The sequence below is a fragment of the Camelimonas abortus genome, assembly GCF_042432745.1.
GTDB classification, from domain to species: Bacteria; Pseudomonadota; Alphaproteobacteria; order Rhizobiales; family Beijerinckiaceae; genus Camelimonas; species Camelimonas abortus.
The window spans coordinates 2,888,354-2,900,221 of record NZ_JBHLWR010000006.1 but is presented as its reverse complement, the minus strand read 5'-3'; the positions used below and the strand labels follow the sequence as shown (position 1 = coordinate 2,900,221).

12 protein-coding genes and 1 pseudogene are annotated in these 11,868 nt (G+C 62.3%); 10 read left to right on the top strand and 3 right to left on the bottom strand.

The features are described 5' to 3' along the window. Positions 1 to 78: 78 nt before the first annotated feature. From ACFFJB_RS15000 to ACFFJB_RS14935, 10 genes and pseudogenes are all read left to right on the top strand, one after another. Positions 79 to 464, top strand: a pseudogene (locus ACFFJB_RS15000) (portal protein); the annotation flags it as partial. A 106-nt stretch (positions 465 to 570) separates the two neighbouring features. Further along, entirely contained in the window at positions 571 to 1,125 is a 555-nt protein-coding gene (locus ACFFJB_RS14975; protein WP_446680585.1) for a hypothetical protein, read from the top strand. A gap of 81 nt (positions 1,126 to 1,206) precedes the next feature. Then, a complete protein-coding gene (locus ACFFJB_RS14970) occupies positions 1,207 to 2,037 on the top strand; it encodes a hypothetical protein (protein WP_376829204.1) in 831 nt (276 codons plus the stop codon). A 17-nt stretch (positions 2,038 to 2,054) separates the two neighbouring features. Beyond that, positions 2,055 to 3,317 (top strand): P22 phage major capsid protein family protein, encoded by a 1,263-nt coding sequence (locus ACFFJB_RS14965; protein WP_376829152.1) that lies wholly within the window; start codon positions 2,055 to 2,057, stop codon positions 3,315 to 3,317. 69 nt (positions 3,318 to 3,386) lie between these two features. Further along, the gene (locus ACFFJB_RS14960) at positions 3,387 to 3,761 is read left to right on the top strand and encodes a hypothetical protein (RefSeq protein WP_376829150.1); all 375 of its coding nucleotides are present in this window, start codon (positions 3,387 to 3,389) and stop codon (positions 3,759 to 3,761) included. Continuing rightward, positions 3,761 to 5,140, top strand: a complete 1,380-nt coding sequence (locus tag ACFFJB_RS14955; protein WP_376829202.1) for a packaged DNA stabilization protein — start codon at positions 3,761 to 3,763, stop codon at positions 5,138 to 5,140. Before ACFFJB_RS14960 ends, ACFFJB_RS14955 begins: the two co-directional genes overlap by 1 nt. Next, positions 5,140 to 6,237, top strand: coding sequence for a hypothetical protein (locus ACFFJB_RS14950; protein WP_376832483.1), 1,098 nt, complete (start codon positions 5,140 to 5,142; stop codon positions 6,235 to 6,237). Before ACFFJB_RS14955 ends, ACFFJB_RS14950 begins: the two co-directional genes overlap by 1 nt. A 9-nt stretch (positions 6,238 to 6,246) precedes the next feature. Beyond that, on the top strand, positions 6,247 to 7,089 hold the full coding sequence (locus ACFFJB_RS14945; RefSeq protein ID WP_376832481.1) for a hypothetical protein: 843 nt from the start codon (positions 6,247 to 6,249) through the stop codon (positions 7,087 to 7,089). Then, positions 7,089 to 8,897, top strand: coding sequence for a phage tail tip lysozyme (locus ACFFJB_RS14940; RefSeq protein ID WP_376832479.1), 1,809 nt, complete (start codon positions 7,089 to 7,091; stop codon positions 8,895 to 8,897). The genes ACFFJB_RS14945 and ACFFJB_RS14940 overlap by 1 nt, the downstream gene beginning before the upstream one ends. A gap of 12 nt (positions 8,898 to 8,909) precedes the next feature. Beyond that, on the top strand, positions 8,910 to 11,108 hold the full coding sequence (locus tag ACFFJB_RS14935) for a hypothetical protein (protein ID WP_376832477.1): 2,199 nt from the start codon (positions 8,910 to 8,912) through the stop codon (positions 11,106 to 11,108). Here the strand turns inward: ACFFJB_RS14935 and ACFFJB_RS14930 are convergent. From ACFFJB_RS14930 to ACFFJB_RS14920, 3 genes are all read right to left on the bottom strand, one after another. Beyond that, positions 11,094 to 11,300: a hypothetical protein gene (locus tag ACFFJB_RS14930; protein WP_376832475.1), complete on the bottom strand. Its 207-nt coding sequence runs from the start codon at positions 11,298 to 11,300 to the stop codon at positions 11,094 to 11,096. The two genes, ACFFJB_RS14935 and ACFFJB_RS14930, sit on opposite strands and share 15 nt — an antisense overlap. Then, entirely contained in the window at positions 11,297 to 11,509 is a 213-nt protein-coding gene (locus ACFFJB_RS14925; RefSeq protein ID WP_376832473.1) for a hypothetical protein, read from the bottom strand. The genes ACFFJB_RS14930 and ACFFJB_RS14925 overlap by 4 nt, the downstream gene beginning before the upstream one ends. A gap of 137 nt (positions 11,510 to 11,646) precedes the next feature. Beyond that, entirely contained in the window at positions 11,647 to 11,856 is a 210-nt protein-coding gene (locus ACFFJB_RS14920; protein ID WP_376829137.1) for a hypothetical protein, read from the bottom strand. Positions 11,857 to 11,868 lie beyond the last annotated feature (12 nt).

The following is an 11,868-nucleotide window of genomic DNA, read 5'->3' as shown; positions in this document are numbered from 1 at the left end:
GCAGATCGCCAACAGCGCGAGCCTGCCATATCTGCGCTACACGCCTGACCCGGCAATGGTGGTTCAGCGCCCGTCGCTGTGAGCAGCCGCCTGTCCCGTCGCCTGCGCTTTTGCAGGAGATCAGCCTTGCCGCAGAAGACATTAAGCGCGACCATCGGCATTTACGATGCTTCGCTCGGCGCTCAGTCTAACGAAACGTCTGGCAAGGCCATTCTCGCTCGCCAGCGTGAGGCGACGTAGGCGCGTTTGTGTACGTGGATCATTTCACCTATGCGATCCAGCGCACGGGCGAGATTCTCGTTGACCTGATCCCGCGCATTTACGACACGGCGCGCACGCTGCGCATTGCCGGCGAAGACGGGACCATTGAAGAACTGGCGATCAACCAGCCGAACGGCATCGCTGTTGAAGGCGCTGCGCCGATCCTGAATGACCTGACCGTTGGCAGCTATGACGTAACGCTGTCTATGGGTCCGAGCTACACCACGCGGCGCGAGGAAGCCCGCGAGGGTATGCGGGAAACTGGTTCAGTCGGCTCCGCAACTGTTCCCGGCTATTGGCGATCTGTACGTGCAGGCGCAGGACTGGCCGATGGCCGACAAGATGGCCGAACGCCTGAAGGCGATTGCCCCGCCGCAAATCCAGCAACTGATTGCGCAGGACAGCAAAGAGCAGCCAGCCCCGCCGCCTGAGCCATCGCCGGCTGAACAGCAGGCCATGCAGATGGAGATGGCCGCCAAGGACGCTGAGACGCGCCAGAAACTGGCTCTGGCTGCGAAAGCAGAGGCTGACGCGCAGAAGGCGCAGATTGAACTGGAGCGGCTTGCAATGGAGGCGCAGCTTGCCGCGAGCATGCCGGCAGAGCCAGTCGCGCCGCAGCCAGCCGCTGATCCTCGCGTGGACGAAATCGCCGGGGCTGTTCAGGAATTGCAGGCTGTCGTGGGCGACCTGTTCGCCATGCTGCAACAGCCGCCAGAGCCGCCGCAGGACATGCCACAGGAATTGCCGCCCGATACGATGGGCGCGCCGCCTGAGATGGCGATTGATCCAGAGATGATGCCGACAGAGCCGCCGCAGGGCGGCTCTTTGGTTGGCCCTGACGATCCCGGCCAAGCGCCGGTCTGACCTTCACGCAGGCAGGCGCATGACGCGCCAGTCGCGATGACGGGCGCCGCCCTTTGAGGCGGCTTTTTTGTGAGCACAGCAATGCAGGATGACGACCAGGTAGACGTGCCAGTGGCCGATGAGCCGCAGGCCGAAGCCGAACAGTCTGAGGTCACGACCGAAACGACGGACGAGGCCAAAACAGGACAGGAGGCTGAAGCAGACGCCGAAGGCGCAGACGCCGCAGGCGATGATGGCGACGAGCAAGAGGATGGCGAGAAGCGCAAGAGGCGGTCAGGCGTTGACCGGCTCAAGCGCAAAATCGCTGAGTTGACTGCTGAACTGGAATTGCAGCGCAGTCGCGGGCCTGTTCCCGCTGACAGTGAGGCGATCAGGCGAGCGGTTGAAGCGGAAGTGGGCGAGCCGCCAAAGATCGAGGATTTCGAGGATTATTTCGCGTATGAGCGCGCGATGACGGCCTACGAAATTGATCGACGGCTGGCAGAAAAGGAAGCGAAGCGCAACGCAGCCGCGCGTCAGGCGCAGATGACGGCTGCACAGCAGATCGCTTTGGAAGACTTCCGCGAGCGCGAGGCTGAGGTGGCGAAGGCCATCCCGGACTACGTGCAGACGATGGCGCAGGCTGGCGCAATGCCCGCATCTGATGCCGTTACCCGGCTTGTTATCGAGTCCGATAAGGGGCCACTGCTCAAGTACCATCTCGCGAAAAATCCGGCGGACCTCCAACGGCTTAACGCCATGGACCCGCTGTCTGCCGCGCGCGCTATCGGGCGACTGGAGGCCAAGCTGAGCCTGCCCACCGCAAACCGCACTTCTAAAGCCCCTCCGCCGACCGCCCCGATCAAGGGCGGCGCTGGCCCTGCATCCGATGAAGCAAAGTTGGAAGCGTGGCTGAAAGCGAAATACGGCTGACGGGCGGAGACTGACCAATGGCAAACCGCACTCTCCAGACTTCCCTCATCGCCAAGGCTGCCGTTCGCATCCTTGAAAACGAACTCGGCGCGGCCAAGGCCGTCTATCGCGGATACGAGGATGAATTTTCCAAGTCCGTGAATGGCTATGAGGTTGGCGACACCATCACCATTCGCCGCCCGGCCGACTTCACCGTTCGCGATGGCGCTGTGGCGTCCAATCAGGACGTGAGCGAGGGCAAGACCTCGCTTGTGATCGACAAGCAGAAGGGTATCGACTTCAGTTTCACGTCGAAGGAACTGACGCTCGACATCACCGAGCTGTCGGAGCGCGTCATTCGCCCGGCGATGATCCAGCTTGCCAACCAGGTGGACAAAGACCTGCTCAGCCTCGCCACGTCCGTTCCGAATTGGGTCGGCACTCCCGGCGAGAGCATCAAGGGCTTCAAGGATTTCGCCGCCGCCGTCGAGCGCCTGGACGAGCTCGGCGTCCCGAAGGGCGACCGCTCTGCCTTCCTTGCCCCGTCTGACTTCTGGGGCCTGCTCGGCTCGCAGACGAACCTTTACGTGCAGGACGCCGCTCGCGGTGCCTACCGTGAAGGCGCGCTTGGCAACATTGCTGGCGTGAACACCTTCATGAGCCAGAACGTCGCCACGTTCACCACTGGTTCGCGCTCTGGCTCGTCCATTGCGGTCAACGGCTCGATCACCGCAGCCACTGTGACGTGGGAAGCGGTGCGTGACACCAACGTCCAGACCATCAGCATTGACGGCCTTGGCGGTGCCACGCAGACGCTGGCGGCTGGTGACGTATTCACCATTGCCGACGTGTATGACGTCAACCCGGTGACGAAGCAGCCGCTGCCTTTCCTGAAGCAGTTCACCGTCGTTGAAGGTGCAACTGGCTCCGGCAGCGCCATCGCCTCGCTGAAGATCACGCCTGCGATGATCTGGAGCGGCGCGCACCAGACTGTCGCCGTGAAGGCTGGCGTAACCGATCTGGACAACAAGGCCATCACGCTCGTTGGCGCGGCCTCCACCGGCTACCGCCAGTCGATGATCTTCCACAAGAACGCCTTCGCTCTTGTGATGGCTCCGCTGGTCGCGCCGCCCGGCGCTGTCGATGTGGCCCGCGAGTCCTACAAGGGCATCTCGGCCCGTCTGGTCCCGTACTATGACGGCTCCAACGACGTGTCGCGGTACCGCCTGGACATTCTCTACGGCATCAAGGCCGTCGATCCGCGCCTTGCGATCCGCGTCAGCGGCAGCGCTGCGTCCTGACGCCTTCCGATACCATCACGACAAAAGGAGCGGCCTACGGGCCGCCCTATCCATTTCTGAGGGCATCACATGGCAAGCAAGGCCGAACTGATTGACGCGGTGCTGCAAGACCTTGGCGTGCTCTATGCCGGCCAGACTGCCGGTGCTTCTGACGCGGCGCTTGTTGAGCGGCGGCTAGAGAGCGTGCTGGCCGATCTGGCCCAGCGCAATGTCATCTATGTGCCGCCGGCTGACGATATTGACGATCAGGTTTTCCAGCTGCTGACAGACATTCTGGTTGAAACCTGCGCGCCGGCGTTTGGCCGTGGTCGCGAATATCAGGTGATCGAGCGGGCTGAATCCCGGTTGCGCACCATCGCCCGCATCGGCAAGGGCGTGCCTGGCGCTCGCCTCAAGGTTGATCGCTCGTTGCTCGGCGCGTCACGTCGGCAGGGTCGCCTCTGATGGTGGCAGTTCCCTTCCCCAAAAATTCCACGCCTGGATCGCGCCCCGGTGAGGGCGACGGTCGGCGGATCAACGCATGGGTTGACAAGGACGGCGACCGTGACGTGGTGCGCCGTTCGCCCGGCCTCGTGCATGTACTGTCCACCGGCAAGAGCGGCGTTCGCGGCGCGCTCAAGGTCAATGACGAGTGGGTGATTGTCTATGATGGCGCGGTGGTTCGCATCAGCGGGTCGACCGTAACCACGCTGACAGGCTCAATTCCCGGCACCGACGGCGTGACGCTGGCGCGCAACAACCGCACGACTGATGGTGTGTCCACGCCCGACATTGTGGCTGTGCGGGCGTCTGGCGGGGCTTACGTCATCGGGTCAAGCGCCGTCTCGGCCTACCCAGACGCTGATCTGCCGGCGACGGTCAACAGCGTCGAGTTTCTGGGTGGGTATTTTCACTTCACCGTGCCGGATGGCCGGCTGTTTGCCAGCGAGCTGAACAGCACGGACGTTAACGCGCTCAGCTTCACCACGGCAGAGAGCCGGGCCGATGGCCTGCGACGTGTGATTGCCGCCGGGTCGCTGCTGTACGCCATGGGCGAGTCCACGATTGAGCCGTACCAGAACGCGGGCACGATGCCCTACCCGATGCAGCGCGCTGCGACGGTGCTACCTGTAGGCGTCATCGCTCCGATGGCCGCAATCGGCAATGACGAGGCGTGGAATAACCCCATCTTTTTCGTGGGGTCCGACTTCACCGTGCGCGCTCTGAGCGGCTACGAAACGGCGCGGATTTCCACCCCGGACGTGGAGCGCTTCATCCAGGCGTCTGACCGGGCGTCAATCCGCATGTCGGCCTATGTCTGGCGCGGCGTGGGATTCGTCATCATCACGTCGGATCAGGGGTCGTGGGAATATGACACGACGGGCCGCGTGTGGAATGAGCGCACCAGCACTGGCGCAACCGGCTGGCGTGGTGGCCCGACGTGGTTCGACACTGACCGCTGGCTGGTCGCGGATCGCCTCACAGGCGACATTCTGACGTTCTCTGGATCCGTCTTTACCGAGAACGGCGCGGCCATGCCGGTGCATCTGGAGTCCGGCCCGGTGAAGGAATACCCGGCGCGCGTATCCATCCCGTCGCTGTTCATGGATTTCACCGAGACAGACGCCGACGTGGCTGTGTCGTGGTCGCATGACGGCGGAAAAACATGGTCCACGCCCGTTACTCGCTCACTGAAAGATGCTGAGACGTGGCCGGTGCGCGTCAATCGCCTTGGCATGAGCACGCATCACGGGCTTCGCGTGCGGATCACAACCGACACGGCGAAGGATTTCGCTTTTCTTGGCGCTAGCATCCCTGACCCTGACGCGAGGCCATCAGGCTAATGGCTGACGATCCAGACTATACAACCGGAACTGTTCCGCTTGAGGTCGATCCGCTCACCGCGCCTTACGTCATGCCACGCGAGGTGCGGCGGATTGATGGCGGTGGATTCCCGACTACAGCAATGCTGGATTGGGAACAGGCGTCGCGCAGTTGGATGGTCAAAACGACCGTGGACCTGCAACGCAAGGTGACGACAGTTGAGCAGGAGACTGCTGACGCATTCGCCCGCGTTCAGGATGACATGAGTGCTGTCGTCGGCGCTGGCGAGGCTCTGGCGTCGCGTGTGACTGCTGTTGAGGCTGGTGTTGGCGCAAACGCAGCGGCCATCATCAGTGAACAGACTGCGCGCGCGAACGGTGACAGTGCGCTGGCAAGTAGCATCAGCAGCTTGACGGCGACTGTCAGCAGTAACACCGCCGCGATAACAGCGGAGCAGACTGCGCGCGCGAACGGCGATAGTGCTCTGGCGAGTTCGATCAGCAGTCTATCCACGACGGTCGGCGGTCACACCGCGTCCATTTCCAGCCTGATGACGTCCGTGAATGGCCTTGGCGTCCAGTATGCGGTGCAGGGCTACGTCGGGGGATCATATGGCGGCTTTGTCTTCACCGGCGTGAAGCGTGCTGATGGTGCTGGCGCAACCTATCTCCTGGAAATCACGTCAAACGTCGTAATCAATGGCGATCTGCTAGTCACGGGCACGGTCTTCAACGATAAGCTAAGCGACAGCGCCGTCTCCCGTGCCTGGGCCGCCGAAGGAGGGACCTCGGCATCAATTACCCCGACATTCAGGGGTACCGGATTTCTCGAAATTTACGCCCAATTCAAGGGCGATGCGAACGCTTACGCAGCCATTGACCAGTTCGTTCTGCGTGTCCGCGAGGATGGAAACATCATCTCCGACACCCCGATTAACCACGCCCAAAACGGCACGGGGTCTAGTGCGGCGAGCCGCTACGGTGCGACCAGCATAATTCACGTCCGCACACCATCCGCCGGATCCCACACGTACAGCGTCGAACTCGTCAAGACTGTCGCCGCGACCGGGATCCATATCAGCGGCTGCCTGATCATCGCCAAAGAGTTCTCGAAATAGGATAGCGCCATGGCACTTTTCTCTGGATCATCCCAACGCCGCTTGGCGATGTGGCAGATTGGCGAGGCTCAGAAGGAACGTGAGCGCAATGATGCTCTGATCGCTGAAGCTCGTGGGCAGGCGCTTAACGAGATCGGTTCTGGCGTCGATCAGGCGGTGCCCTATTACACGGGCGCAATCGACCGCTTCCAGCCGTGGGTGCAGTCTGGGCTGGATGCTGTCGGCCAGTACAACACCACGCTAGGCGATATCGGCGCAGCCAATGACCAGTATCGCGCGCGGCAGGATGACATTTACGGCTATGGCGGCGCAGAAGGCACTGCGCGCGCCCGCGCAGCATTCAATTCATCGCCGGGCTATGAATACCAGCGTGACCAGGCCATTGACGCTGTGGCCCGCAAACAGTCAGCAATGGGCATGCTTGGCAGCGGCAACACCGCCACGGCCATTCAGGACCGTGCGACGCAGCTTGCCAATCAGGACTACTGGAATTGGGTGAACGGCCAGAACACCAGCCAGAATACCTGGCTGCAAGGCGCTCAGACGCGACTGGCTGGCTATGGCAACCTTGCGCAGCTCGGCGCTAACGCCACCAGTCAGCAGGCTCAGCTTGAGCGCGGCATCGGTGATCTGTACGCGGGCGCAGGCGCTCAGAAGGGCAACGTCTGGATGCAGGGCGCTGGCCTGAACGTCGGCAGCAACAACAACTACCTGAACAGCATTTCGCAGTCTGCGCAGACGGCTGGCCGGGCGGGACAGGATGCGCTCGCCAGCAACCTCAACTTCGGCATCAACGCGCTGGGCACCGTTCTTGGCGGCGCGTCGTCGCTCAAAAAGGCGGGGTTCTTCTGATGGCAGCGTATTCCTTCGATGGCGCGTTCAGGAACCTCAACAGCGCGGTCACGGGCTTTGGCGACGCTTACGAGGAAGAGCGGAAGCGCAACGCCTTGGCTGGGCTGGGCCAGCGTCTAGCTGCGGGGGATTACGCCGGAGCGGCCCAAGGCCTGATGGCTGCCGGTGACGTCACCAATGGCCTGAAGGCGCTTGAACTCGGGCGCACGCTGGAGCAGCAGAAGGCGGCGAGCGCAGCCGTGGCTGGCGCTCTTGGCGGTGGCATGACCGACCTGAACGCGCCCGGTGGCGGCATTGCCGTCGGCGGGGCTCCTGCGCCTGCGGTCAACCTCGGCACACCGAACCAGATCGAAACGCGCTTCATGTCGGCCCTGCGAGAGTCCGGGCTGAACAATCCGTTCGGCCTCGCGACCGTCGCGGCTTATGGCAAGCGTGAATCTGGCTGGTCGCCACAGAACGCCAATCGCACGTGGTCTGATCCGTCGCAGAGCGGCAAAGCTGGCACGTCTGGCGGTCTGTTCTCATGGCGCAATGAACGGCTGCGGAACCTTTACAAATTCGCCCAGCAGCGAGGCGAGAAAATCGGGGCTATCAGCCCTGAGACGCAGGCGGCTTTCCTTGCCAGCGAAGACCCGACATTGATTCCGCGCCTGAACGCGGCCAAGTCGGTCGATGAGGCCAATCGCATCATGGCCAACGCCTGGCGGTTTGCTGGGTATCAGGGGAATTCGCCTGAGTACAATGCCCGGCTCAAGACAGCGATGGCCTACCTGCCTCGTTTCCAAGGGCAGCCAAACACCATTCAAGCTGCAACTGGACAGCAGCAGACGCAGGTGGCGCAGGCTGACGCTCCAGCCGAAGGAGCGCGGCCAGCGCAGGGCTTCGCGGTGCCGGGGCAGGGTCAGTCATCTGTCCGCGCGCCCATGACGCCACAGCAGGCGCAGGCCGGCATGCGTCGTATCCAACAGGTCATCGCCGCTACGCCGGGGCTTAACCCCGCTCAGATCAAGGTGCTGGAGCAGCGTTACAACGAACTGGCCAAGTGGGCTGATCCGACGACCGCGCAGACGATGGCGCTCAACGATCTGAAGATCCGACAGGCAGAACAGGGTCTGTCTGGGGACAAGATGCAGCGTGAGGCCGCAGATCGAGCAGTGGTCGCGGAACAACTCGGCCTTACCCCAGGATCGCCGGCGTATCAGTCATATGTGCTTACCGGCAAAATGCCCCGCGAGGATCAGCAACCGCTTACCGCCACGGACAAGAAGGCCATCCTCGAAGCAGACGAGATGGTTGAGGCCAATCAGGGCGCGATCAACAGCCTGAAAACCGCGCTCAAACTGAGCGACAAGGCGCTCGAAGGCTTTGGAGCCAGTGGCCGGGCATGGGTGGCCAATAACCTGCCTGACTGGATGGTCCCTGATGGCGTCGCCTCAAAGGAACAGGGGCAGGCGACGGCTGAACTCGAAAATGTTGTTGTCGGCAATGCGCTCAACTCGCTCAAGACGATCTTTGGCGGCAATCCGACGGAAGGTGAACGCGCGATCCTGTTACAGATGCAGGGATCTGCAAGCCAGCCAAAGGCTGTTCGCGAACAGATTTACAAGCGCGCCATCGCGGCTGCTGAACGGCGGCTGAAGTTCAACGAGCGTCGGGCGCAGGAGATGCGCGGCGGGACATATTTCAAAGCAGGCAACAGCCCGCAATCTGGAAACATCCCTGTCGTGTCGTCACCGCAGGAGCTGGAGGCGCTGCCATCGGGCACGACGTTCCAAGCCCCCAATGGCGCAATCAAAATCAAGCCCTGAGTGGGGGTGCGAATGGCTAACTGGTGGGATTCCTATCCTGACGCGCCGTCACCAGGCGGCAACGTGAGTGCACCGGCAACTGGCGGCAACTGGTGGGATGCGTACCCTGACGCGCCATCGCAGCAAAGCGCATCGCCGGCACCCGCGCAGCAGTTCGACACGGGGCGCTTTGACCTCGGCAGCGTGAAGAATGACCCGTCGCTGGCCGCCGGCCTCAACGCGAAGAAAGCCGGGATCGAGGCGCAGGCTGCAACGCCCGACCCGGCAATGGAGGCGTGGCAGGCGGCGCAGCGGGCCAGTCTGGTCACCAAAAGCGGACCGAACGTTAGCCGCCATACCATTCCGAAGTACTCATCGGCGGCGGACCGCGTGGGCGTAGCCGCCGGCGGGTTTGTCGAAGGTATCCCGATTGTCGGGCCGATCCTGACTGGTGCGGCTGAACGTGCGGCTGTGCTTGTCGGTCAGCCATTCGTCAGCGAAAGCTACAGCAACCGGCTTGCTGCGTTGCAGGCGGATCGCGAGCGAGCAAAGGAAGCGCATCCATACATCAACGCCGGCACTCAGTTGGCTGGCGGGCTTGTGTCTACGGGTGCTGTCGCCAACACGCCGATGGGCGCGAAGCTGCTGGGCGATGTGGGGGGCAACATTGGCCGAAGGATGGCCGCCGGCGGCATTTCTGGCGGCGCAATTGGCGGGCTGGACGCGCTGACACGCAGCGGGGGCGATTTGGAAAGCGCCGCACGAGGCGCGGCCCTCGGTGGCGGGATCGGGTTCGTTGCTCCTGCCGTGATTTCTGGCGTGAGCAAGGTCGCAGACGCAGCGGCGAAGAAGGCCAGCGCTGGCTATCGGGTCAAAGAAGCCCTATCCCGCGATGCTGCTGCTGGGAACCAGATGCTGACCCGGCAGGAGCTTGCGGCGTTGCAAGCCGAAGGCGTTCCAGTTGTCGTGGCCGACATGGGCGGCGAGACGACACGCGCTCTTGCCCGTAGCGCGGCTAACACGTCACCCGAGGCGCGCGACGCGCTCAACAAGGTGGTGTCGGAACGCTTCGCCACGCAGTCTACCCGGATTGCCGATGACGTAGCTGGCCTGTCTCCGCTCGGAGCCAATGCCACTGAATCGCTCGACAAGCTGCGGGCGGCTGCTCGCGCAGCAAACCGTCCACGCTATGCTGCGGCGTATGCCAAGGGCGCAACTGGAGTATGGGATGATGAACTGGCCGCCCTGACCCGCGCGCCAGACGTTGCAGACGCTATCCGTAAGGCTACGCGCACCGGCAACAACAAGGCTGTGGCTGACGGTTTCAAGCCAGTCACCAATCCGTTTGTTGTTACGGATGCCGGCGACGTTGTGTTGCGGCAGGCGGCAGATGGCTCAACCGCCATCCCGTCGCTTCAGTTCTGGGATTACGTCAAGCGGAACCTGGACGATACCATTGAAGCCGCAAAACGAGCCGGCAACAGGAACGCCGCTGCCGACGCAACGGCGCTAAAGCAGAAACTTGTCGCCAAACTCGATGCAATTGTGCCGGAGTATGCTGCGGCCAGGTCCGGTGCAGCGGCGTTTTTCGGTGCGGAGGATGCGCTGGAGGCCGGCCAGAAGTTCCTGACGGCCAAGGGGCAAAACGAAGCATACAGGAAAGCGTGGGGGCAGTTCTCTGCGCCAGAGAAAGCCCTGTTCAGAGAAGGCTATGCGTCTGCTCTGGCATCGAAGCTGCGCGAGACGCCTGACCGCCTGAATGCCGTCAATCAGTTGATGCGCAGCCCTGCCGAGCGTGAGCGCATCCGCATGGTGTTCGGGCCGCAGGGCGCTGCCAAGCTGGAAGCTCGCCTGCGCGTTGAGAACATCATGGATGGCCTGCGCACAGCCGTTCAGGGCAACAGCACGACGACGCGGCAACTTATGGAGATGGGCATGGCCGGCGGTGTCGGTAGTGCCATCACCGGCTGGCAGAGCGGTATGGACCCTAGTTCAATGAGCATCGGGTTTGTACTTGGTGCTGCTGCGCGTTACGGCGGCGGCAAAATTGACGCCCGAGTGGCGCAACAGGTCGGGAAACTGCTTTCCAGCAGCGACCCCGCCATGATTGATCGCGCCTTCCAGATGGCAGCGGCAAGGCCGGCAATCATGCGGCTTCTGGAAAATGCAGAGCGGATTCTCGTTTCTGGCAGCGGAGCTATCGGTGGTCAGTCGGCATCACCGCGCCGTTAGCACAGCGTGAAGTCCTGCGATCAGCAGAACAAGCGGGAGCAGGATGCTGCCATAGACGACATGCCAAGGCGTGTCGTCTTCCCCTTTCTCCCGCTTGGAATGCAGGTAGAGGCCGTAGACCAGCGCCACCGTCAGCATATTAGCCATCATGACGGCGGCGAACACGGACCAGAATTCGGTAGGGAACTTCAAAGCTGGCCTCGCTGGCGTTCGACGTTGTCCAATCGGTCTTTCAGCTTCCGGATCTCATCTTCCTGTTCGTTCACAGCTAGCTGCGCGTTGTACACGAACGTCACTGTGAACATAGTCAGTAGCATTACAGCCCCCGGCGCAGACTGATCCGCGACCCACCAGAGAACCAAGCCGGCAGCAAGCCCGTACATGGCATACCGGAATTTCATTCGGCGTCCTTTGGGTTGGCAGTGATGAGTCGTTTTGGGCGGATGGCTCGCACCAGCCCCCAGAGTGATCCCGCGACGCTAGCACGGCCAGTTCAAACGGAAAACGTAACGCTGGCGTGGCGGGCGGCCAGGCAGGCTCACTTGGGCGTTGAAATGAGTAACAGCCCAATCACCAAAAAGGCCCCAGGCATAATGATGCTGCCATAGATGACATGCCACGGCGTGTCATCCTCGCCCTTCTCACGCTTCGAGTGCAGGTAAACGCCGTATAGGAAGCCGACCGTAAGCAGGTTAGCGGCAATAACTGCCGAGAACGTGAGCCAGAAGTCGAGCGGGAGGATCTTCATACTCAGCCTTTA

What these genes read in the sequence shown, in the direction of transcription:
- ACFFJB_RS14970 (WP_376829204.1), top strand. Translation starts at nt 1,207, where the DNA reads ATGCAGGATGACGACCAGGTAGACGTGCCAGTGGCCGATGAGCCGCAG.
- ACFFJB_RS14965 (WP_376829152.1), top strand. Translation starts at nt 2,055, where the DNA reads ATGGCAAACCGCACTCTCCAGACTTCCCTCATCGCCAAGGCTGCCGTT.
- ACFFJB_RS14960 (WP_376829150.1), top strand. Translation starts at nt 3,387, where the DNA reads ATGGCAAGCAAGGCCGAACTGATTGACGCGGTGCTGCAAGACCTTGGC.
- ACFFJB_RS14955 (WP_376829202.1), top strand. Translation starts at nt 3,761, where the DNA reads ATGGTGGCAGTTCCCTTCCCCAAAAATTCCACGCCTGGATCGCGCCCC.
- ACFFJB_RS14950 (WP_376832483.1), top strand. Translation starts at nt 5,140, where the DNA reads ATGGCTGACGATCCAGACTATACAACCGGAACTGTTCCGCTTGAGGTC.
- ACFFJB_RS14945 (WP_376832481.1), top strand. Translation starts at nt 6,247, where the DNA reads ATGGCACTTTTCTCTGGATCATCCCAACGCCGCTTGGCGATGTGGCAG.
- ACFFJB_RS14940 (WP_376832479.1), top strand. Translation starts at nt 7,089, where the DNA reads ATGGCAGCGTATTCCTTCGATGGCGCGTTCAGGAACCTCAACAGCGCG.
- ACFFJB_RS14935 (WP_376832477.1), top strand. Translation starts at nt 8,910, where the DNA reads ATGGCTAACTGGTGGGATTCCTATCCTGACGCGCCGTCACCAGGCGGC.
- ACFFJB_RS14925 (WP_376832473.1), bottom strand. Translation starts at nt 11,509, where the DNA reads ATGAAATTCCGGTATGCCATGTACGGGCTTGCTGCCGGCTTGGTTCTC.
- ACFFJB_RS14920 (WP_376829137.1), bottom strand. Translation starts at nt 11,856, where the DNA reads ATGAAGATCCTCCCGCTCGACTTCTGGCTCACGTTCTCGGCAGTTATT.